This is a genomic window from Acidobacteriota bacterium (assembly GCA_016196065.1).
Lineage (GTDB): Bacteria > Acidobacteriota > Terriglobia > Terriglobales > Acidobacteriaceae > Acidiflorens.
On sequence record JACPYL010000008.1, the window covers coordinates 119,959 to 141,487 of the forward strand.

Below are 21,529 nucleotides of genomic sequence, written 5' to 3' on the forward strand. Positions count from 1 at the left end.
AGTACTGAATGCTGAGGTCTACTTATAAATCAAATACTTCTCCCGCATCGCCATAAACGTTCCCAGCCGTTCTTCCCAGTCTTCTGAAATCCGCCTTGGATCCTGCCCCGCCAGCAACGCGTCATAAGTCGCCTGATTCAGCAGCAGATCCTGGATCCTATCGATCTTGAAGTCATTGGGATAAAGCTTATGCAAAGCAGTCGCGAGTTCTATTCCCAGTTCCGGAGCGTCCAAAGTGTTGCGTTCCAGTAATACGACATTCACGCCCTCGCATTTCTGTCCCGCGAAATTGCTGGACGAAGGCGTAAACGTCACTGGCACAAATCGTACGGCCGAAATGCCACGCTGGTTCAGCGACGCGGCGAGCTCTTTCCCTTTGATCCACGGCGCTCCTACGATTTCGAACGGAGTATCTGTCCCGCGTCCCACGGAAACGTTGGCGCCCTCAATCAATCCCACTCCCGGATACAGTGTCGCTTCCGTTAAGCTCCGCAAGTTTGGCGAAGGATTCACCCAACTCACTCCGGTGGAGTCAAACCAGTCGCCGCGCTGCCAGCCCTGCATGGCGACCACGTCGAGACGTGCTCCGATCTTCCGTTCGGCATTGAACATTTTCGCGAGTTCGCCCAGCGTCATCCCTTGCCGCACTGGCATCGGAAAATAATTCGTGAACATTTCACGCCCTTCATCCGACACCGGCCCCTGCACAAACGATCCCGTAACTGGATTGGGACGGTCCAGCACAACCACGTCGATTCCCGCCTTGGACGCCGCTTCCAGAAAATATCCGACACTCGTTTCATAGGTGTAGAAGCGGGTGCCTGCATCCTGAAGGTCGATCACCACCGCATCCAGCTTTTTCAAATCCTCCACCGCCGGACGCCGCGCCGCATCGCTCGCGCCATACACGCTGAGTACCGTGGTCCCCGTCACTGCGTCCTTGGTATTACTGACATCCGTGGTATCCAGAGTCCCCGTCACGCCATGCTCGGGACTGAAAATCACGTCCAGGGAAATTCCCGGCACGTGCGCGAGCACATCAATCGTTCGCCGCCCCTCCGAGTCGAGTCCCGTCTGATTCGTCAGCAACCCAATCCTGCGGGGAGCCGCTTCTTTCGCAGGCTTCAGCGCCGCAAACGCCGTTTCTTCGAGGACGTCGATCCCCGTCTTCACCGTTCCATTGCGCACTGCCAGCTTGCGCGCCCCACTCTGCATTTCGTTGTAGCCGGTCGTCTTCGCGAGCCGCAGCACTTCGGATTCAGCCGGCTTCAACGCCAACTCCGCCGCCACCGCAGTCGCGACTTTTGTGCGCAACGACACCGCAGTTCCCTTCTCACCCATGTGGACGGCATTCGACATCAGCACGATGTAGGTCCTGGTAATCGGATCGATCCACAGCGACACGCCGGTAAATCCCGTATGCCCAAACGATCCCACCGGCAACAGTTCACCGCGATTCGTCGAGAAAGGAGAATCGATATCCCATCCAAAGCCGCGCACCGCCGTCCCGGTAGCCGGTTGCTGCGGCGAAGTCATCTTCGCGATCGTCGCCGCGGTCAATATGCCGCGGCCGCCGTCCAGCAACGCCTGCGCAAATTTCGCCAGATCGTCCGCGGGGGAAAATAGTCCCGCGTGTCCCGCGACTCCGCCCATCCGTCGCGCGGTCGGATCATGCACCACCCCGCGCAGCATGTGATGATTTTCGTCTTCCTCAGTCGGCGCGGTTCGCGCGGCCCACGAGTGCGGAGGCTCATACCGCGTGTCCTTCATCCCCAGAGGCGTAAAGATATGTTTCTGCGTGTACTGATCCAGCGATTCGCCGGACACCTTTTCGATCAACGCGCCCAGCACGACAAAATTAATATCGCTGTATACGAACCGCGATCCCGGCGCTCGTTCCGGCGTCTCCGCAAATGCCAGACGGTAAGTCGCTTCTTTCCCGGCGAAAGGCTTTGCAAGATCCAGATCCGGAGCCAGACCGGAATAATGAATGAGCAATTGCCGCACCGTGATGTCCTGTTTCCCATTCTGCGCGAACTCCGGCAGATACTTCATCACCGGGTCGCTCATCCGAATTTTGCCCCGCTCCCACAACTGCATCACTGCCGTCGTCGTCGCAATTACCTTCGTCAACGATGCACAGTCAAACACCGTGCCCAGCGTCATCGCCTCCCGCCGTGGCTCAATCGCGCGATTCCCGTAGGCCTTGCGGTAGACAACATGCCCGTCATGCCCAACGATAACGACCGCGCCGGGAATTTGCCCGTCGGCGACCGCCTTGTTGATGATGGAGTCGAGCCCACTGAAATGGGCGTCGTTTGCGGCCTGCGCGAACGCAGTCGCAGACAGCAAAAGCACGCTCAACAAAAGAGTTTTTGCAGGAAATTGCACGCTGTTTTGACTGTACACGACCCCGAACGGCCCTCTCAAGCAATTGCCGGACGATCACGCTCCCGTTAGTAACTCCTCAAGCTACCGTCGTTTGCCTCTGCCGACCGCCTTTGCTATAACCCGATCAGCCTTCCGACTCAACTTTGACCGCCAACGACAATCCGCCCCCCGGCTTCGTCTTCCTGGTGCGCAACTGCAGCGGGCAGGAAGAGAAATTCCGCGGAGCCTTCGCGATTCTCGAGAAAGCGATTACGGCACGCGCATTTCCCGGATGCGCGTGCGCGGTATCACTTCGCGGAGAACTCATCTCTCATCACGCCTTAGGACGCTTCACCTACGATCCCTCATCGTCTGCGGTCACCGCGGCCAGCATCTTCGACTTGGCGTCGGTCACGAAAGCCATCGCGACCACGACGATGGCAATGATCCTCTACGAGAGAGGACTCCTCGACCTCGACGCTCCCGTCGCCGCCGTCGTCCCAGAATTTACGAGCAACAACAGCGACCCGCGCCGGCGCGACGTGACATTGCGAATGCTCCTCGCCCACTCCTCGGGACTCCCCGCATACGAAAAACTCTATCAGCGGACGACGACACGCGAAGAACTGCTGGCTGCGGCGTTCACTACCGGTCTGACCGCCGATCCCGGCACTCGCTCCGAGTACAGCGACATCGGCTTCATCGTCCTTGGAATTGCTTTGGAGCGCCTCGCCGACGAACCTCTCGATACGTTCTGCCAACGCGAAATCTTCGGCCCACTCGGCATGGCGCACACGACATTCAATCCACCAAAATCGTGGCGAGACCAGATCGTCCCCACCGCCAACGAAACAGGTAGCCCCGAAAACTCTGCAAGTACATGGCGCGGTCGAATCATCCAAGGCGAAGTGCAGGACGAAAACGCCAGCCTTCTCGGCGGCATTGCCGCACATGCCGGCCTCTTCGCCCCCGTCGAAAACGTCGCTCTCTTTGCTCACACCATGTTGAACGGCGGACGCCCCATTCTCCGCCCCGAAACGGTGGAACTCTTCACCCGCCGCGAAGCCTCGCCGGAAGGAACGTCCCGAGCCCTGGGCTGGGACACCCCCTCCACACCTTCGCAATCCGGAAAATACTTCGGTCCCCGTTCCTACGGCCACCTCGGTTACACCGGCACCTCTCTTTGGATCGATCCCGACCGCCAACTTTCCATCACTTTACTCACTAACCGCACCTGGCCCGATTGCCAGAATCAATCCATCAAACAAGTTCGTCCCACCTTCCACGACGCCATCATCGAAGCGCTCAAATCCCACTGAGAACTCGGAGGTGATTGAGATTTTGAGTGTCTAATGTTTTGACACTGTCATCCTGAGCGAAGCGAAGGACCTGCTGCCCCCTCAATCGCAACCAGTGCCTACGGCAGCCCGAAGCGAACATGGCGGAAATTCCTCGCTCTCCGCTCGTTACAAACCAAACCCTCCCCGCAAAACAATCCCTGCTCACACCCCCGCCCCGCTAAAATGAATTTCAGGAAAACATTGAAATGGACAAGCTAGTCATCCGCGGTGGTGAACCTCTGCTCGGCACCATCCGCACCAGCGGCGCGAAGAATGCCGCGCTCCCCTGCATGGCCGCCGCGCTGCTCACGGACGAACCCGTCATCCTCGAAAACATCCCGCAAGTCCGCGACATCGAAACCACGCGCAAGTTGCTCGCCGCTATGGGCGCCGAAGTTGAACTTGGTTTTGGACGCGCCCAGCACCGCACCACCATCTGCGCGAAAACGCTCAACGCGCCGGAAGCCTCCTACGAACTCGTCAAGACCATGCGCGCCTCCACCCTCGTACTCGGCCCGCTGGTGGCCCGTTGCGGACGCGCCCGCGTGTCTCTGCCCGGCGGTTGTGCCATCGGCGCTCGCCCCATCGACCTGCACATTAAAGGACTCGAACGCCTGGGCGCGAAGATCACGCAGGAACACGGCTATGTCGAAGCCACCGCCGACCGACTGCGCGGCGCCGAAATCGTCTTCGACAAGATCACCGTCACCGGCACCGAAGACCTGCTCATGGCCGCAACTCTAGCCGAGGGTGAAACCGTCATGCAGAACTGCGCTCGCGAGCCTGAAGTTGCCGACCTCGCCGCGCTGCTCAACGCCATGGGTGCGAAGATCGAAGGAGCAGGCACGTCAACCATCCGCGTGCGGGGCGTTGCCAAACTCCACGGAGCGCGCCATCGCATCATCCCCGACCGCATCGAAGCCGGGACGTTCATTATCGCCGGCGCGCTGACGGGGGGAGACCTCAACGTCACCGCCTGCGATCCCAGCCACCTCACTGCTATCTTGCAGAAGCTCAACGAGACCGGCGTCAAGACCGCCGTGAAAGCTGATTCGGTCCGCGTGATGGGCGATCATCCATTCACCGCCGCCGACATGAACACGGAAGAGTATCCCGGCTTCCCCACCGACATGCAGGCGCAATTCATGGCGTTGGCCACGCAGGCTGAGGGCACGTCGGTCATCGCAGAGAATATTTTCGAAAACCGATTCATGCACGCGCAGGAACTGGTCCGCATGGGCGCAAACATCAAGATCGAAGGCCGCCGCGCCATCGTCCGGGGAAAGACTCCCCTCAGCGGAGCAGCGGTGCTCGCCTCTGACCTCCGCGCCTCCGCATCGTTGGTGTTAGCGGCGTTAGTCGCGGACGGAGAGACCATCATTGACCGCGTGTACCACCTCGACCGTGGATACGAAAATATCGAAGAGAAGTTGAAGAGTGTAGGAGCCCAGATCCGCCGCGTTGGCGACATCCTGCCCAAAAAAGCCGCTGCGCCGGTACGACAATAGTACGGAGTGAAAGCCGTCGTTCGCCGTTGGTCCTTCACAGAATTCGTACGTTCTTCGCGGACGGCGGCCTATCCTACTGCCCCTGGCCCATTCCCAGCATCGCCTGCTGGCACGAACTCGACGCATTCAATACTTTGGCGAACGCCGGATCGGCGCGCAATTTCTCCAATAACGGATCGGACACCAGGTTCGAATGAGCGCAATAATTCTGCTCCACCGCGCTCTGCAGCATCCGTAGCGCAGCCTGCTTCTTCCCGCTGTAGGCAAACAGCGCGCCCTGGTAATACCAAATCTCCGGATCAGGCTCCGCCGGCGGATTACTCTCCGCATCCCGTGCCAGCCGGTCCAACTCCGAAGCCGGACGAATCTGCAAAACCGCCTCCAGCAAGTCGCGGTGGAATCGAGGTGCCGTCGGCATGTGCTTGACCGCTTCCCGCGCCTCCGCGACCTTCCCTTCCCGCAGCAGAATCGACGGCCTCACATACGCCGCCCATTCCGATCCCGCGTCGAGCCAGACGTAATCCGCCGCCCGTTTCGTGTTACCCAATTCCATGAACGCCCACGCGCACGATCGAAACTGATAGTTTCCCGGATCAAGCGCGAGCGCCGTATCGCATTCACCCGCGGCCTTCTCCAGCATTCCCGCATAGCGATAGACGTATCCCATCACGAAATGCGCCTGCGCATCCTCCGGCCGCGCCTTCACCAGCGCCAGCGCCGACTGGTACGCCTTTCCTAACTCACCGCGTTCCACGCGATTCGTAATTAACTGCCCGGCGGCGAGGATGCGATTCGGATCCAAAGCCAGCGCTCGTTCATACGCGCTATTGGAGCGCTGAAACATCGCCTCTCCGCCATCCGAGTAGTTCGAATCGTAGTAACACCGCAAGCCGAGCGCCTCCCATGCCGGCGCGTAGTTTGGATCCAGTTCGACCACGCGCTCCAGCACGGTGATTGCATCCTTATTCGGTCCCGGATCGTGCGGGAGCGCCAGGCTATGCAGGTACAAATCGTAAGCCTGCGCATCCTGCGGACGGCTCTGCGTATCCAGCACTCCGCCCGCCGCTCCCAGGCTGGGCAACAATCCCTGACGCACCTGCGCCGCCATCCCCGCCTGCAGCGCGATCAGGTCATCCGCCGGAGCGGTCACATTGCTCTGCCATCGCAGGCGATTGGTGTCGACCTCGATCGCCTCCAGCGTGACCAGCAACTTGTCGCCCTGCTTCAGAAAGTGTCCGGTAAGAATGTTGGCGACGTGAACTTCCTTGCCCACTTTCTGAGGATCGACGTCGTTGGACACATACTTGCGAGTAATCGAAGATGGCCTGACATCGAGTGATCGCGTATAGGTCAGCGTGTTCGCAATTTCGTCTGCCAACGCGAAGCGCAGGAAGTCGACGCTGATGTCGCCATTCATGTTCTGCAGCGGCAACACCGCAATCGTATTCTTTGCCGCCCCTCCGCCCGCTCCCGGACGGCTCTTGAACCACCACGCTCCGACCGCCGTCAATACCGTCACCAGCAGTCCCGCCACCGCAATCAAAATGTAGGTCTGCCACTTGCTTGTCGCCGCGAACGTGTTCGTCGCAATCCGGTACGGCAACGCCGGACGACGGAGCCCGCTCTTCGTCAACCCGGTCTCCGTCTCGCGCTTCAGCGACAGCAAATCTCCCTTCATTGACTGCGCGTTCGGATACCGGTTCCCTTTGTTCTTCTCCATCGCCCGCCCGATGATGCCTTCCATTTCCCTGGGCAGAAGGTGATTGAGTTGCAGGGGAGAAATCGGTTTCTGATTCAGGACCGCATCCAGCGTCGTGACGACATTGCCGCCGGAGAAGGGTTTCTTGCCCGTACACATTTCGTAAAGCACGACGCCCAGCGAGAATAAATCGCTGCGCGGATCGATCTCTTCCCCGCGCGCCTGCTCCGGAGACATATACACCGCCGTCCCCGGAATCACGCCCACCGCGGTCAGCGAATCTTCCGTAGCGTTATCGCCCGCCGCCAGCTTCGCCAGTCCGAAGTCGAGGATTTTCGCTTGCCCAGTCGGCGTCACAATAATGTTGGCAGGCTTGATGTCGCGGTGAATGATCCCCTTGGCATGCGACGCGCCCAGCGCGTCCGTTACCTGGATCCCGATGTCGAGGATCTCCTCCAACTCCATCGGATTCCCCCGGATGCGCTCCTTGAGGCTGGCGCCGTCGAGTTTTTCCATGACAATGAAGGGCTGTCCATCGCCATTTTCAATGTCATGGATCGTGCAGATTCCCGGATGATTCAATTGCGAAGCCGTGCGTGCCTCGCGTAGAAAGCGCTCCAGCGCCTTCTCGTCTCGAACGAGATTGTCAGGAATGAACTTCAGCGCCACATGGCGGCCGAGGCGCGTGTCTTCCGCCTCGTAAACCACTCCCATGCCACCGCCACCGAGTTTCCCCACGATGTGGTAGTGGGAGACTGTCTGTCCAATCATCCGGAGGGCCTCGGGACCTGTCCGGCGCTATGGTAGGCCGTCAAGCGAACTCCGGTCAACCCGCGACCTCTGTAGCGGCCGCAGGCGCCAGTTCCCTTCGGCCTTTGCCTGCAGGTATCGCTGGTCTTGAAAACGAGGAGTACCCCCATTTCCTCCGAGGTCAACCACTTTGTGAAACTTTTGGCCTTCTCGCAACTCTCACTCCGTGGGGATCAACAAGATCATGAACCGTAGAAATTTCCTTACAAGTTCAGCGCTCGCGATTGCGGGAGCAGGCCTGGCGACGTGGCTGGCAGATCCGTTCATTGAGGGCGTCGACGCCAGGAATTCAGATGGCGCAGACATCGTGAAGGTTATTGGATTTGATGATGCGGGGAAGAAACTGGGCCCGGCCCAAGTGAAAAAGGTTCGCAAGACGGACGCAGAGTGGAAACAGCAACTGACTCCGGAACAATTTGAAGTCACGCGCAAAGCGGGCACGGAAAGAGCTTTTACGGGCGAGTATGCCGAGACGAAAGACAAGGGGCTCTATCGGTGCATCTGCTGCAGCAATGCGTTGTTCAGTTCCGACACCAAGTTCGATTCGGGAACGGGCTGGCCCAGTTTCTGGGCGCCCGTCGCCAAGGAGAATGTTCGCACCGGTGACGACACGAGCCTTGGCATGTCCCGGACTGAAGTCTCTTGCACCGAATGCGACGCGCATCTTGGTCACGTCTTCGACGACGGACCGAAACCAACCTACCTGCGCTATTGCATGAATTCAGCTTCGTTGCGATTGGTGAAACACACCTAGCCTGCACGGGAGTTCCAGAAGTCCGGACAGTTTTCCTCAGCCTAGGTTAGCGCCCGAGAACCAATCATCTTGGAAACCGACCGTTCGTGCGGGGGCGCGAACCTGGGGCACCGGCCGGTCCTAGTTATCGATTCGCTGTACGACCGAGAGAATTTTCCAACCCCGCTCCGTCTTCGAGAGCGTCAGGTAATCAACCCAGTGCGGGGTGACGAGCTTGGCAGACGCAATATTGCCTGCCACGTCCAGCACACTGACCTGTTCCGTCCGCTCCGCTTGAGGAATGTTGGCAGACCCGTTAGTGCGCACTATTCGCAATATCTGCAAACCCGTCATCTCCCTCATTGGGATAGTTCTATGAATCATGTGTTTCAGGTAATGAGGATGAAGCGTCTGCTCCATGCGGCGAGCATCTCCGGTGTAGTAGGCCTCGATGTAATCCTTTACGGTGGCGCTCACCATGGCCGCGTCATCTTTGGCAGAGAGGTTGTCTTGAGCGGGGACTGAAATGTTGACAAGCGAGAGTAGCAGGATTCCCAGGGCGAGGCGTTTCATGGTGGAGGCTCCGTCCGGCTTTTGCCGAATGAACCGATGATGTCATGTGCCTAAATCGGATACAAGCGCACGAAAGTCCATGTATGCGGAACTAGTGGCGCAGGTTGCGTCTCTCGGAGTCTGGTTGTCGCCGACTTCCCGCGTCCACTACGGGAAGTGGCCGACCTGTTCTTCGAAATCGTGACTCACGCTCATAGAGCATGCGGGAAGGGATTGGTGTACCATTCCCAGTCGCGGCGTTCGACCTCGCGAGCCGCCGTCAACCTGGAGAGTTTCATGAAAAACAAATTCGTATGCTTTGCCGCCCTCGCGCTATTCCTTACCATCGTCCAGACTGCATGGGGACAGTGGTCCTCAGACCCATGGACGAACCTTGCCTTGGCGGACAAACCAGGCAATGATCAAGTGCAGCCGAAGGTCAGAACTCTCCCCAACAACCAGTGGTATGTCAGCTGGTTTGATTCGGACCCGAACACGCCTCCTCCAGTCGGATACGACGTATTTCTGCAGCGGCTCAATGCCAACGGCGTTGAACAGTTCCCTCACAATGGGACGATAATCGCAGACCTCGGCAACAGTTCCACCGAGGACTACGGACTCGACATCGACACGACCGGCAATGCGCTGCTCGCCTTTCTCGATACCCGCGAGGGCAGGAAAGAGCAGGTGACTGCGACCAAGACCAGCAAAACTGGCGCTCCACTCTGGGGACTATTCGGCGTGCAACTGACCACTGGTTCAGCTGGACACTTCTCCCCGAAAATTACGGGCACCAGCGATGGAGGAGCAGTCGTTGCCTGGACGGAAGCCGTTGGCAGTTCCGTCAAAGTGAAAGTGCAGAAGCTCGACAAGAATGGACACAACGTCTGGCCGCAGCCAGTGATCTTCCGCGAGACTGGATTTCAATATTTCCTGTCTGACTTGCACGCTGCAGAAAGCGGTAGCGTGATTATCTCGATGGTGAAAGAAGCCGGCTTCTTCAGCGATCACCAACTCCGCGCCAACAAACTCTCTGCTGACGGGACCAAGTTGTGGGGAAAGAATAGCGTCGTAGTGTTCGATCAGGGCTCGCTACAATTCGGCAACTTCCCTTACTTCATTCTCGACGGCGCTGGCGGCGCGATCTTTGCGTGGTATACCAACAATCCCTTGCAGTGTTTCGCGCAACATATTCGCGCCGACGGCAGCGAAGCCTTCCCGCACAATGGATCCGCTGGCTCCACCGACACGTTCAACATCCGGGTCGAACCATCGGTTTCCTATCGCGCGTCGACGGACGAAACTTTTCTTTTCTGGACAGAAGAAGACAGCAACCAGTTCACGAATGGCGTCAGTGGTCAGAAGTTTGACGGTCACGGCAACTCCCTCTGGGGAGACACCGGCCTAACGATCATTCCACTCGGCGCCGACAGCCAGACCTTCGTTGAGACGGCGCAGGTTGGTACGGGTGCGTTCGTTTTCTGGGTCGACGCACCGGGCTTCGGCGCGGGCACGATGCAGGCCGCAAAGTTGGACGGGAATGGCAACGTTCTCTGCGCGCCCTTCGCGTTGTCGTCCGCTCCGGCGAATAAATATGGTTTGTCGGTCGCGACGTCTCGCTCGGGCCTCACTGCTGTGGCCTGGGCCGATGACCGCATCGGCAACAATTCCATTTACATTCAAAACGTCAATCCCAATTGCTCGCTGGGACAGAAGTAGTTACATCAGCAGGATTGAACTCACTCGACCCTTCGCCACTGAGGACAACGATCTTTAGTGGTGAAGGGTCTTCTGCTTTCTACCTACCGATTTTCCTTCGAACTACTTCGCGACCTTCACGCCCTTCCAGAATGCAACGCGTCCCTTGATCTGGTTTGCCGCGGATTTCGGATCCGTGTAGTACCACGCCGCATCCTTGTTCCGCTTACCGTCGACGACCACGTCGTAATAGCTCGCAGTACCTTTCCAAGGACACACCGTCTGCGTCGTACTCGGCTGAAAGAATTCCTGATGGACCGAGTCCGCCGGAAAGTACTGGTTCCCTTCCACCTCGACACACTGATCGCTGTCTGCCAGCACCGCATTTTCCCACGTAGCTTTTGCCATAGTGGTTAGATGGCTCCGAAGGCCCGGGGTTTCAGCAATGCTGCAACCGTCGATACAGGGCCCGCCGCGCCTCCCCCTCTCGGCAAAAATCAGGCAAAATATGCCCTAATCCGGCAGATTCCAGGACTCAGGCCGCGCGCACCCTGTCCGGATGCCATCCTCCGTGTCGTACTCCCGTGACGTGGAATCCGCGACCGTTCCCGGCGACCATGGGAGAGCCATGAAATTCCCCCAAATCGCCCGCCTGTCAGCCTGTTTCGGGATCACCGCTCTTTGCGCGCTCACGTTTTCCACCCCCGCCGTGGCGCAACGCTGTCCAACGGTCAAAACGACCACGCAGACGGCCGCGACCATGCGAGCAATCGTGAAGTCGGTCAATTGCCTGGTGGAATCTGGAGCCTCACCAATAACGACGTCTGCCTCGGTTCGCACCGCGGACGTTCGAACCGCAGATGCCCGCGTCGCCGACTCTCGTCCTGGCACGCAGGTCGACACACTCCCCATCATCGGCCCGCAACACTCGCGCATGTATCCTGGATTCCAGCTCGCCATCCTCTCCATGCCCGTCGACAACTCGCACAGATCTGCTCTCGTCACTCCCGACGCTCCGCAAGCCACCGTTCGTGGCGCCGGCGGCGGAGAATGCAAACTGAAACTCAACCCCGACCGCACTCTCGACGCACAATGTAACCAGGCCGGCGGCACGGTGTTCGTGGTGTTCCGGTAATTAGGTCGGGAGGGCACGGCTTCAGCCGTGCCGATAAGCTCTCTGCGAAATGAGCTTCGGCGCAGATCCAGCATTTTGGGACAACCCTCTGTGGCAGCCCCTGTTGGGGCAACTTTCGAATCCCTGCCTTTAGTAGCCTTGTTTACAGCCGGCAAGCCAACCGGCAGTTTCCTGTCCCCGCGTATTCATTGGCTTTCGGGGGTCAGGTCTGGTACTCTAGAGGAGCGTCTGATTAGAGTCGGTAGTAAGAGCAGCTTCGAGCCAACCAGCTAGCGCCTGCCCGCGGTACTTCCGAATTCCTTCCAGCGTAAATCGATTGAAAAGGACACCCGATCCAAATGGCAGAACAAGGAACAGTAAAGTGGTTCAATGACGCTAAGGGCTACGGCTTCATCAGCCGTCAGACTGGCGAAGACGTTTTCGTGCACTTCTCGGCAATCCAGGCTGGCGGTTTCAAGAGCCTCCAGGAGGGCCAGAGCGTCGAATTCGACGTCACCAAGGGCCCGAAGGGCTGGCAAGCTGAGAACGTCCGCCCTCTGTAAGGCGCACCGACTCTCGAACGCAGCGGGTGCCCGTCCGGAACGTGCAAGTTGAGGACGGGCACTCTGCCCAAGAATCCCCCACCAATACGTTGCCGATCGACGCGCAACCGGTTCGAAACGAAATCACCAATTCGAACTCAAAACACGAATTCACGAACCTCGGAGCCCCTCTGATAAACGACGACGCAAAATCTTCCTACGTGCTGATCCGTCACAACGTGCGTACCTATGTGTCTGCTGGAGTAGTCGAAGTAGTCCAGGGCCGCGCGAATGCGGAAGCCGCCATGCGCGAATATCAGAATCGGCAAAGTCCCGCAGATGCCCACGAAGGGTGGCGCTTCTTCCTCGAAAAGACAGGGCTGCGTCCTGGTATGGATCCCGCCCAGGCGACTGACGCCCGTCAGCGCGACCTCGAATTGCGCGAGTCGAAAGAATCGGCCGGCAATGGAGCGGGCATCCCGTCCTCGCTCGGACACCACTAGGCTCCTCTTTACCCGTCATCCTTCCAGTCTTCTTGTAAGCGGTAGACTCCCTTTTGCTTTCAGGTAGAATCACAAGCGATTTCTTGGGGTCCTGCGAATGTCCGATTCTATCCGTGATAGCCGTACAAGTTCCGCAGCAGCGAGGCCACGAACGTTTCTCGCGATCTTCGTTGGCGGATTCATCGTTGGCGTGATCGATCTGGCTTACGCGATTCTGGTGTACAGCCCGAAGCATCCGATCCGCGTTGCCCAGGCTGTAGCTAGCGGAGTACTCGGAGCAAAGTCATTCACCGGTGGCTGGCAGTCTGCCGCCTTGGGAGTCCTCCTCCACTTTACGATTGCCTTCGGCGCGGCAACCGTCTTCTACCTCGCCAGCCGAAAGCTACGGTTCCTGGTCGAACGTCCCGTGGTGTGTGGCCTCATCTACGGAGCAATGGTTTACGGCTTCATGCATCTCGTCGTTCTGCCGCTCTCCGCGGTCAGCCATGGACACTCTCCCCTGATCTACCAGGTCTGCGAGTTCGTCGAACACTGGTTCGGAGTGGGCCTGCCGATCTCGCTGTCGGTGCGGAAGTATGCGCGATAAATTTGCAGGTAATCGCCTGCAGTAACCTCATTGTTCATCCACTAACCCCGTCCACGACTAACTCCATGAAATTGTGCCCGAAATGGTTCGCCCTTCCCTTTCGAGAGTGATTGCAGTACAAAGTACATTCTTACTTTTTACCCCGAGGTAGCGAAGGTGAGATTGCTACTAAGATTCTGGAACGTTCTTCGAGTCTGTGTCGTCTTATTTGCAGCTCAGTCGTGCGCAGCCGATGTCTGGGATGGGACAGCGTTTGATGCACCGCCCGACGCGCTGCGGAAGGCAAGCGACACCGTCAGAGCAGCCAACGATGATGAGGCGACCGTGCTGCTGAATGAAAAACACTTTACGTTTGATTCCGCTGGCCGTGTTACAGAGGTTCGCCACGTTATCTATCGCATTGAAACCCAAGAAGCGGTTTCCGGATGGTCGGAGACCAGTGTGATCTGGGCGCCGTGGAATCAGAGTAAACCCGAGATCAAAGCTCGCGTGATCACGACGGACGGGAGCGTGCATTGGCTCGACCCGAAGACTCTGTCCGACTTGCCGGTCAATGAGAATACTCCCGACCTCTACACCGACAAACGCAAGTTTGGAGGCCCCCTGCCTGCACTAGCTCCGGGCGCCATCGTCGAGGAGGAGAGCGTGCTCCGCGAGACAGCTCCCTTCTTTGCCGCCGGAGCGACAACGGAGCGAAATCTTGCCTGGTCCGTTGTGGTCAACAAGACTCGCGTTGTTCTGACTTATCCGGAGTCGGTCCCGGTGAAATACAAAGTCAACGTTTTGCCTGCTATCTCGATCACGAAGTCGGTGGCCGATCACGTCGAGACGGTGGTGTTCGAGCAGGTCCGCTTGCCAGCTATCCCGCCGAAGCGGATCACCTCCCGCCGGACCTGAACCTCATGCCTGGAATCATGTTCACAACCGGCACGAGTTGGCAGAGCGTTGCGACTGAGTATGCCCGGCAGACCGAAGAAAAGTTGCGACTCGCTGACGTACAACCGCTCATGTCGAAGATCGAAGGCCGGCAAAAGTCGCGCGAGAAATTGATTCGCAGCATCGTCGCCGTGCTTCATAACAACGTTCGCTATACCGGCGTCGAGTTCAATGAGTCGAGCCTCATCCCTCAATTTCCGGCGGAGACACTCAAGCGTAGATACGGTGACTGTAAAGACAAAGCTGCGTTGTTGGTTGCCATGCTGCGTAGTGCTGGCATCGCGGCCAATCTAGCCTTGCTCGAATCTGGCCCCGGCCTTGATGTTGATCCTGACCTGCCGGGCATGGGCGTGTTCGATCATGCCATCGTCTATGTTCCCGCTTCCGGCTCAGACCCGGAAATCTGGATTGACGCCACGTCGCAGTATTCACAGGTCGGAATCCTTCCGTGGGCAGACTATGGGCGTCACGCACTGGTAGTCAGCGCCGGGACCAACAAGCTGACGCAAACTCCCGAACTGACTGCGGACCGGGTCATTCACCGCGAATCGCGGGAATTCACCATGGCGGAATATGGCCCCGCTAAGATCGTCGAAACCAACGAGGACATCGGTCCCGGCGACGCAGACAGCCGCGACTACTACTTGGGTGACAGCAAACAGCTCCGGAAGCAAGCCGAAAAATATGTCAGCGACATGTATCTCGCGGACTCCCTTACGTCGCTGGAACGCGGCAACCTGGCCGACCTGGAAAAGCAGGGGTTGGTGACTTACATCGCTTCGGGAAGGCGAGGGAACACCTATCTCGACAGCGCCACTATGGCGATTCGCATTGAAGGCCTGTTTTCCAGCTTGCCGACTTTCTTCCGGACTGCGGAAGACAAACAGAATGAAAAGGCGGACGCGGCCAACGGAGAAAAGCCCCGCACGGCCGACTGGTGGATTAACCCATTCACGAGCGAATGGAACTACAAAGTCATCGCTCCCCTGGGATTCAAAGTGCGGGCCCTTCCTCCCGACAAAACCGAGCCCATTGGGAGCCTCACGCTCAGCCAAAAGTACTCCAGCAATTCCGACGGCACCATTGTCACCGCAGTTCTGCGCATGGAAAACGCCCAGCGGCGGCTGACGGTTGCGGAGGCTAAGCTGTTGCGCGACGCCGTAGTAAAAGCCTCCAATCGGGATGCCATCTTCATCAATTTCGATCATGTTGGACATTCCCTGTTGGCTAGCGGAAACATCAAGGAAGGCCTCGCCTCCTATGAAAAGATCGCCGCCCAGCATCCAAAAGAAGCTCTGCACAAAGCCCAACTCGCTAGGGCGCTTCTTGCAGCCGGACTCGCCGAGCGGGCGCGCACCGTGGCTCTGGAAGGCACCCAACTAGAACCCAATTCCTTCATTGCCTTCAACACGCTCGGCCACGTGCTGAAGCATGACCTGGTCGGCCGAATCATGAAGCATGGCATGGACTACAAAGGCGCCGTGGCTGCCTACCGGAAGGCCATCACGCTCGACCCGAAAGACAAAGACACCCGGGCCGACCTGGCACTTCTTCTGGAATACGACGCCGAGGGAGTTCGCTACAACGATATTGTTTCCTTGAAGCAATCGGTGGAAGTGCTTCGTGATCTCAAGAAGCTCGACGAAGAGTTCGAGCGCAGCTACGAAGACAACATTCTCTATGACCTCTGGTACACAGGCGACTATGACGGCATTCTTGCCTATGCTGCAACCCTGCCCGCCACGGAAGTCCGAAAGGGCCTCATCGTCGCAGCCACGACACTGCGCGAGAGCACCGAAGTCGCTTTAAAGAAATCGCTGGAGATGACCCCCAACGATCAATCCCGGAACAAAATCCTGGACAATGCCGCCGCCGTACTGATTCGCGCGCGGAAATATCCGGAAGCTGCTGCCATACTGTCAGCAGCCGCAAGCGAACAAGGCGACGAACCGCGCACCCGGCGCGTCGCCATTGTTTCGAAAACGAGACCTTATACGGAGGTCAGCGTCGATCCTTCAAAACCCAGCAGCGTCGTCTTACGACTCTTTGGGCAACTCCTTAGTGGCACCATGAAATTGCCAGAGTACAAATCAATGCTCTACGGCGGCGTACAGAGCAATGGAGAGCTTCCGGATGAAAAACAATTCCAGGAGTTGATGTCCAAGTTGAAAGTTCAGTTGTCGGCCACGGGTTCTCCCCTTGTCAATATTGCCGACACCGTGGTCTCCAACATGCGATGCACGGTTGATGGTGATGACGCTTCCGGCTACAAGTTGACAATCGAAAGCCCCGGCGCCGCAGCGCAGGAATTTTTTGTGGCCCGCGAAGGCGGCGAGTACAAAATACTGGGTTACTCTCTGGAGAGTACTGAGACCGATACGGAGGGCTTGGCTCCTATTATCCTGGCCGAACTGAAGCAGCAGAACCTAGCCGCCGCTCGCGTGTGGCTGGACCGGGCGCGCGATCGCATTCATACCTCCAGTGGCGACGATCCACTTTCCGGCGCGCTGTTTCCAGCATTCTGGACCAAAGGCCAGGAAGCGGACGCGAACGCCATGCGGACGGCTGCGCTCGTCCTGCTGCCCTCCAAGCAGGCGGGCCCCTATCTTGCCGATCTCAAGGCGGCCCGGGATACGGCGAAGACCGACATGGACCGCAAACGCCTGACTCTGGTCATCGCCTATGTCGATTCGGCGATTGAGAACTGGCCGGAACTGTTGTCCACCTCAGAAGAAATAGTGAAGGCGGAACCATCCTCTATCCGCGCTTTTAATCTGGTGACCATCGCGTACCGCCGTTTGCAACGCTACGACGACTGGGACAAGTTAGTGCAGGAGAAGAGAAAGAAATATCCCGATGAACTCGCTTATGTGAGATCAGCAGCGGAGCTGGCGGTGAGTCGTGGACAACCGGAAAAATCGCTCGAGATCGCAAAAAGCATTATTGATAAGGGCAAGGCCACCGCAACGGATTTGAACTTGTATGCCTGGTATGCTCTGTTCCTGCCCACACCAGTCAACGACGAAACCCTGCAAATTGCCCATCGGGCGAGCGAATTGACGCAGAACAACAACTTTTCGATTCTCCACACCGTCGCATGCGCGTATGCGGAAGCCGGCAAGCCCGTCGTGGCTCGCGAATATCTCCTCAAAGCAATGGATGCCGCACACCTGCAGGAGCCGGAGTCAGCAGTATGGCTGGGCTTCGCGCTCATCGCAGAACAGTACGGCATCACCGACGCAGCTCAAACCATGTACCGGCGGGTCGAGAAGGCCAAGTTCGAGTACGCTGGTTCCAACTACGCGCTGGCACAGCAACATCTTGCTACCTTGAGTGCCGCGGGCGGTGGTCGCAGTCCTAAGCAGTAGCACGATGCCCGTTGCTCCGGAGCAATTGACACCTTGTGCTATCCTCTCTGCGTACCTCGCGGGGCCCGCGTGCCGATCTTTCGGCGCCACGAAAAATGAGGACTCCTACCTACGTTCTTCCTCGCAGGGATCGTGGATGGAGGAGATGCGAGCACACCGGAGGTGTGCTGTGCCATCGCCTTTCATCTTTCGTCCGGCAGCACGGCGCGCCTTCTGGCAAAATCATTCAGCCACGAGGAGAACATCATGCAGATCAAGAAACTTACCCCCAACCTGATCGTCCGCAATGTCGAAGCCAGCCTGAAGTTTTATCGCGAAGTGCTCGGACTCGAGACCGCAATGACCGTCCCCGAACAATCGCCATACGTCTTTGCGGGAGTTTCGAACGGCACGGTCGAGCTTTTCTTCAATGACCAGAAGGTAGTTGCGGCCGAATATCCCCAACTGGCCGCATCGATCGCCGCCAGCCTCACGCTCTACATGGAAGTAGACAGTCTGCAGGCCGTCCTCGAACGTGTGCAGAAGGCAGGAGCGAAGATCTCCATGCCTGTCACCGAACAGTTCTACGGTATGAAAGAATTCGCGTTTGAGGATGTCGACGGATACACGATCACCATTGCGGAAAAAATGTGAAACGGCGGGATACTAGAGTGTGGAAGGAGATCGCGTAGCGTGCGGAAAATCAAACCAAAGAGTGTTGAGGAATATCTGGCGACCGTGCCGGAGCCCGCACGTTCCACTCTACAAAAAGTGCGCGCGACGATTCGGGCCGCGTCCCCTGCCGATGCGACCGAGGCAATCAGCTATGGGATTCCGACCTTCAAGTACAAAGGATCGCTGGTAGCGTATGGAGCGTTTTCCAAACATTGCAGCTTGTTCCCGATGAGCATGGCCGTGATTGGAATGTTCAAGGACGAGTTGAAAGATTCCCTCGCATCCAAAGGGACGATTCACTTCCCTCTTGATAGGCCTCTGGCCGCGGGCTTGCTGAAGAAGATTGTGAAGGCGCGGGTGGCGGAAAAAACCAAGAAGAAATAGTGACGAACACGCTATCGCCGCACGCGTGCATACTCTTGACCCCCCAAGGCCTCACGATTCAGAGTTGTTTTCTCAGCTCGATCGAGGTATTGATGCCTTCCAATTCCAAGTCTTTGGAATACTGGGTTCGGAGCCTGTCGGTAACCTCGTCGACCGTTAACGGCTTACTAAAATAGTATCCCTGAATCTCGTCACAGTGATGGGCTCGCAAGAATGATAGCTGGGCTTCGTCTTCGACACCTTCCGCAATGACCTTGAGATTCAGGCTCTTGGCCATGCTAATGACTGCCATCGTGATCGCGGCGTCATCAGGGTTTAACGCGACGTCTCGAATGAAGGAACGGTCTATCTTCAGCTTCCGGACCGGAAAGCGCTTTAGATAGCTGAGGCTGGAATAGCCAGTTCCGAAGTCGTCGATTGCCAGCGCCAAACCCATGGCGCTTATTTCCTGAAGAACCGACAGGGTGACATCAGCATTCGCGAGCAGGAGGCTTTCCGTCAGTTCCAATTCAAGATATTGCGGGGCGACGCCAGTCTCCCGCAGAACTCTTCGGATGCCCTCGCAGTAGCCTTCATTGCGAAACTGGACGGCCGATACATTGACTGCCACCGTCACTTGAGGCAGGCCGTCGTCTGCCCATTTTCGAGCCTGGGCACATGCCGTCTTGAGGACCCAATCGCCAATCGACACCATCAGGCCGCTATTTTCAGCAATGCGAATAAACACGTCGGGCGGCACAAGACCCAATTCCGGGTGCTGCCAGCGAAGAAGGGCTTCCAACCCGCTGATCTTTCCAGTCGCGATATCCATCTGCGGTTGGTAAACGAGAAAAAGCTGTTGTTTGTCGAGAGCCAGTCGCAATCCGTTCTCGAGCGTCAATCGTTCCACTGCTTGCGAGTTCAAGTCCGCCGTAAACAATTGAAAGTTGTTCCGACCGCTGTCCTTGGCGCTATACATTGCAGCATCGGCGTGTTTGATCAGGGTTTCGCTATCCTCGCCGTGTTCCGGGAACATGCTGATGCCGAGGCTACAGCCAATCGAGAGGGAATGGCCTTGAATAACGAATCCCGAGGACATCGCGTTCATGAAGCGCTCGGCGGCAACAGCAACGTCTGGAATGTCTTTCACATTGGTAAGCACGATAAGGAATTCGTCTCCGCCGAGGCGGGCCACAGTGTCCTGCTCGCGGGCAAAAGTTCTCAGACGGGCGGCGACGTCCTGCAGGAGAATGTCACCGACTGAATGCCCAAGTGAATCGTTGATCGTCTTGAAGCGGTCGAGATCGATGAATAGAAGCGCCACTTTATGGTTCTGCCTGCGAGCGGTGGCCAGGGCCTGCGACAATCGGTCGCGCAGAAGAATCCGATTCGGTAATCCCGTCAGAGCATCAAAGTACGCGAGTGATTGAACCCGTTGTTCGGCGACGCGACGGTCGGTGATATCGACCAATGTGCCTTCAATGATGCCGTCACCGCCGGCATCGCCGTCCACGAGACTTACATTCAGCATGACCCAGGCCGCATCGCCGTTTTTGCGCCGAAACTTCATCTCATGATTGGTAACAGTTTTCTCGGATTTGACTTTTTCCAGGAAGGCGAACCGATCAGAGGCCGCGTAATACAAGTTTGACACCGGGTTGGCGAGAACTTCATGGGGAGAGTCAAAACCAAACATGTGAGCGGCGGCGGGATTGCACTCCAAGACGCGCCCGGTAACGGTCGTGCGAAAGACACCTGCCAGGTTCCGCTCAAACAGGAGACGATAACGCTTTTCCGACTCGCGGATGGCCCGATCGACCTTCTTGCGTTCCGTAACCACCGCTCCCAGGCAAAGGCCCGTCAGACCTAACGCCAACATGGCGAGTTGCAGTCTTGGAAGCGAGCCCCTCGGAGCCTGCGTGAACCAGGCTGCGAGGGTCATACCGAAGCTAATGGCGAATGTGGTCAGGACGGCTCCCGGTAGACCGCGCCGAACAGCGACCCAGATGACAGGAATGAACAGCAGATAAAGAGGTTGATAGGGTATGGCGGGGGTGTAGCCGAAAACCAGCCAGATGGCGAAGAGGACCAAGCCAGATTGTGCCGCCAGTTCGAGAATCTCAACGAGCGAAAAGCTAAATCGCCAGCCCGAATGAAAGGCATCCACGATTCCGGATCGCAACCACCGAATCACGAAGGGAGCAACAAACAGGAGTAGAAAGGGCGTGAAAGTGATGATCGCGAGCGTATCGCTGACCCACCACTCCGCTGTCGTCTTGGGAATATCGGATGGCGCGATTTTCCCGTCACCGAGGAGAGTCAGCATTCCAATCAGTGCGCTGACTACCGTTGCACCGAAGCAAGCGAGGATGTATCGTCCGACGTCGACCAGAGTGGCAAGCCTGAAGTCGAGACGCCAGCGCCCTCGTAGGATCGTCGCGCACTCTACATAACCGAGATAGATGGCGATGGAACCGGGAATCCCGCACCAGGAAAAGATCGGGCGGTGGTAGTTGAGTAGCGCTGCCACAATGCTGGCGACAAACAGCACCGGCACACTCCGTATTCCTCCGCAAAGGAGCAGGGCCAGGCTCAGCCCCACTGGCAGATAGAGAGGTGGAGCCCCTTCCCATCCCTGCGATGCGGTGGATGAGCCGTCCAAAACTAAGAAGGCGGCTATGAAGAGCGCCGCTAGCAACAACTGCTTGTAGAGTGGAATATCGCGCCAATGCAACCCCGCAGAAGTGGCCACC

At 57.7% G+C, this 21,529-nt stretch carries 17 protein-coding genes; 12 read left to right on the forward strand and 5 right to left on the reverse strand.

Annotated features, from left to right (window positions below; all coding sequences use genetic code 11):
• Positions 1-18 precede the first annotated feature (18 nt).
• The gene (locus HY010_01645; GenBank protein MBI3474406.1) at positions 19-2,391 is read right to left on the reverse strand and encodes a DUF1343 domain-containing protein; all 2,373 of its coding nucleotides are present in this window, start codon (positions 2,389-2,391) and stop codon (positions 19-21) included.
• 143 nt (positions 2,392-2,534) lie between these two features.
• On the opposite strand from HY010_01645, the gene HY010_01650 reads away from it, so the two are divergent.
• Together HY010_01650 and murA are read left to right on the forward strand one after the other, a co-directional pair.
• A complete protein-coding gene (locus tag HY010_01650; protein MBI3474407.1) occupies positions 2,535-3,689 on the forward strand; it encodes a beta-lactamase family protein in 1,155 nt (384 codons plus the stop codon).
• 227 nt (positions 3,690-3,916) lie between these two features.
• Positions 3,917-5,218, forward strand: a complete 1,302-nt coding sequence (gene murA / locus HY010_01655; protein MBI3474408.1) for a UDP-N-acetylglucosamine 1-carboxyvinyltransferase — start codon at positions 3,917-3,919, stop codon at positions 5,216-5,218.
• 73 nt (positions 5,219-5,291) lie between these two features.
• On the opposite strand, the gene HY010_01660 is transcribed toward murA, so the two are convergent.
• Positions 5,292-7,688 (reverse strand): protein kinase, encoded by a 2,397-nt coding sequence (locus HY010_01660; GenBank protein MBI3474409.1) that lies wholly within the window; start codon positions 7,686-7,688, stop codon positions 5,292-5,294.
• A 223-nt stretch (positions 7,689-7,911) separates the two neighbouring features.
• Between HY010_01660 and msrB the strand changes: the two genes are divergently transcribed.
• Entirely contained in the window at positions 7,912-8,481 is a 570-nt protein-coding gene (msrB, locus tag HY010_01665; GenBank protein MBI3474410.1) for a peptide-methionine (R)-S-oxide reductase MsrB, read from the forward strand.
• 120 nt (positions 8,482-8,601) lie between these two features.
• On the opposite strand, the gene HY010_01670 is transcribed toward msrB, so the two are convergent.
• Positions 8,602-9,033 carry a nuclear transport factor 2 family protein gene (locus tag HY010_01670; protein ID MBI3474411.1) on the reverse strand — a complete coding sequence of 144 codons (432 nt, stop codon included), beginning with the start codon at positions 9,031-9,033 and terminating at the stop codon, positions 8,602-8,604.
• A gap of 276 nt (positions 9,034-9,309) precedes the next feature.
• Here HY010_01670 and HY010_01675 point away from each other — a divergent pair, with 276 nt between their 5' ends.
• A complete protein-coding gene (locus tag HY010_01675; GenBank protein ID MBI3474412.1) occupies positions 9,310-10,731 on the forward strand; it encodes a hypothetical protein in 1,422 nt (473 codons plus the stop codon).
• Positions 10,732-10,833: 102 nt separating this feature from the next.
• On the opposite strand, the gene HY010_01680 is transcribed toward HY010_01675, so the two are convergent.
• The gene (locus HY010_01680; protein MBI3474413.1) at positions 10,834-11,118 is read right to left on the reverse strand and encodes a DUF427 domain-containing protein; all 285 of its coding nucleotides are present in this window, start codon (positions 11,116-11,118) and stop codon (positions 10,834-10,836) included.
• Between the two features lie 220 nt (positions 11,119-11,338).
• Between HY010_01680 and HY010_01685 the strand changes: the two genes are divergently transcribed.
• The 8 genes from HY010_01685 to HY010_01720 all read left to right on the forward strand — a co-directional run bounded on the left by HY010_01685 (position 11,339) and on the right by HY010_01720 (position 18,797).
• Positions 11,339-11,845 (forward strand): hypothetical protein, encoded by a 507-nt coding sequence (locus tag HY010_01685; GenBank protein MBI3474414.1) that lies wholly within the window; start codon positions 11,339-11,341, stop codon positions 11,843-11,845.
• A gap of 338 nt (positions 11,846-12,183) precedes the next feature.
• Positions 12,184-12,387 carry a cold-shock protein gene (locus HY010_01690; GenBank protein MBI3474415.1) on the forward strand — a complete coding sequence of 68 codons (204 nt, stop codon included), beginning with the start codon at positions 12,184-12,186 and terminating at the stop codon, positions 12,385-12,387.
• 26 nt (positions 12,388-12,413) lie between these two features.
• A complete protein-coding gene (locus HY010_01695) occupies positions 12,414-12,869 on the forward strand; it encodes a hypothetical protein (GenBank protein MBI3474416.1) in 456 nt (151 codons plus the stop codon).
• A gap of 97 nt (positions 12,870-12,966) precedes the next feature.
• Positions 12,967-13,455, forward strand: coding sequence for a hypothetical protein (locus HY010_01700; GenBank protein MBI3474417.1), 489 nt, complete (start codon positions 12,967-12,969; stop codon positions 13,453-13,455).
• 162 nt (positions 13,456-13,617) lie between these two features.
• Entirely contained in the window at positions 13,618-14,352 is a 735-nt protein-coding gene (locus HY010_01705) for a DUF3857 domain-containing protein (protein ID MBI3474418.1), read from the forward strand.
• 5 nt (positions 14,353-14,357) lie between these two features.
• Positions 14,358-17,759: a hypothetical protein gene (locus tag HY010_01710; GenBank protein ID MBI3474419.1), complete on the forward strand. Its 3,402-nt coding sequence runs from the start codon at positions 14,358-14,360 to the stop codon at positions 17,757-17,759.
• Between the two features lie 246 nt (positions 17,760-18,005).
• The gene (locus tag HY010_01715; protein ID MBI3474420.1) at positions 18,006-18,392 is read left to right on the forward strand and encodes a VOC family protein; all 387 of its coding nucleotides are present in this window, start codon (positions 18,006-18,008) and stop codon (positions 18,390-18,392) included.
• Between the two features lie 9 nt (positions 18,393-18,401).
• The gene (locus HY010_01720) at positions 18,402-18,797 is read left to right on the forward strand and encodes a DUF1801 domain-containing protein (protein MBI3474421.1); all 396 of its coding nucleotides are present in this window, start codon (positions 18,402-18,404) and stop codon (positions 18,795-18,797) included.
• Between the two features lie 58 nt (positions 18,798-18,855).
• Here the strand turns inward: HY010_01720 and HY010_01725 are convergent, their stop codons facing one another.
• The gene (locus HY010_01725) at positions 18,856-21,528 is read right to left on the reverse strand and encodes an EAL domain-containing protein (protein MBI3474422.1); all 2,673 of its coding nucleotides are present in this window, start codon (positions 21,526-21,528) and stop codon (positions 18,856-18,858) included.
• Position 21,529: the final 1 nt, after the last annotated feature.

Bases quoted from the DNA above. Each gene is read 5' to 3' on its own strand.
- murA (MBI3474408.1), top strand. From the start codon at position 3,917: ATGGACAAGCTAGTCATCCGCGGTGGTGAACCTCTGCTCGGCACCATC.
- HY010_01660 (MBI3474409.1), bottom strand. From the start codon at position 7,688: ATGATTGGACAGACAGTCTCCCACTACCACATCGTGGGGAAACTCGGT.
- msrB (MBI3474410.1), top strand. From the start codon at position 7,912: ATGAACCGTAGAAATTTCCTTACAAGTTCAGCGCTCGCGATTGCGGGA.
- HY010_01670 (MBI3474411.1), bottom strand. From the start codon at position 9,033: ATGAAACGCCTCGCCCTGGGAATCCTGCTACTCTCGCTTGTCAACATT.
- HY010_01675 (MBI3474412.1), top strand. From the start codon at position 9,310: ATGAAAAACAAATTCGTATGCTTTGCCGCCCTCGCGCTATTCCTTACC.
- HY010_01680 (MBI3474413.1), bottom strand. From the start codon at position 11,118: ATGGCAAAAGCTACGTGGGAAAATGCGGTGCTGGCAGACAGCGATCAG.
- HY010_01685 (MBI3474414.1), top strand. From the start codon at position 11,339: ATGAAATTCCCCCAAATCGCCCGCCTGTCAGCCTGTTTCGGGATCACC.
- HY010_01690 (MBI3474415.1), top strand. From the start codon at position 12,184: ATGGCAGAACAAGGAACAGTAAAGTGGTTCAATGACGCTAAGGGCTAC.
- HY010_01700 (MBI3474417.1), top strand. From the start codon at position 12,967: ATGTCCGATTCTATCCGTGATAGCCGTACAAGTTCCGCAGCAGCGAGG.
- HY010_01710 (MBI3474419.1), top strand. From the start codon at position 14,358: ATGCCTGGAATCATGTTCACAACCGGCACGAGTTGGCAGAGCGTTGCG.
- HY010_01715 (MBI3474420.1), top strand. From the start codon at position 18,006: ATGCAGATCAAGAAACTTACCCCCAACCTGATCGTCCGCAATGTCGAA.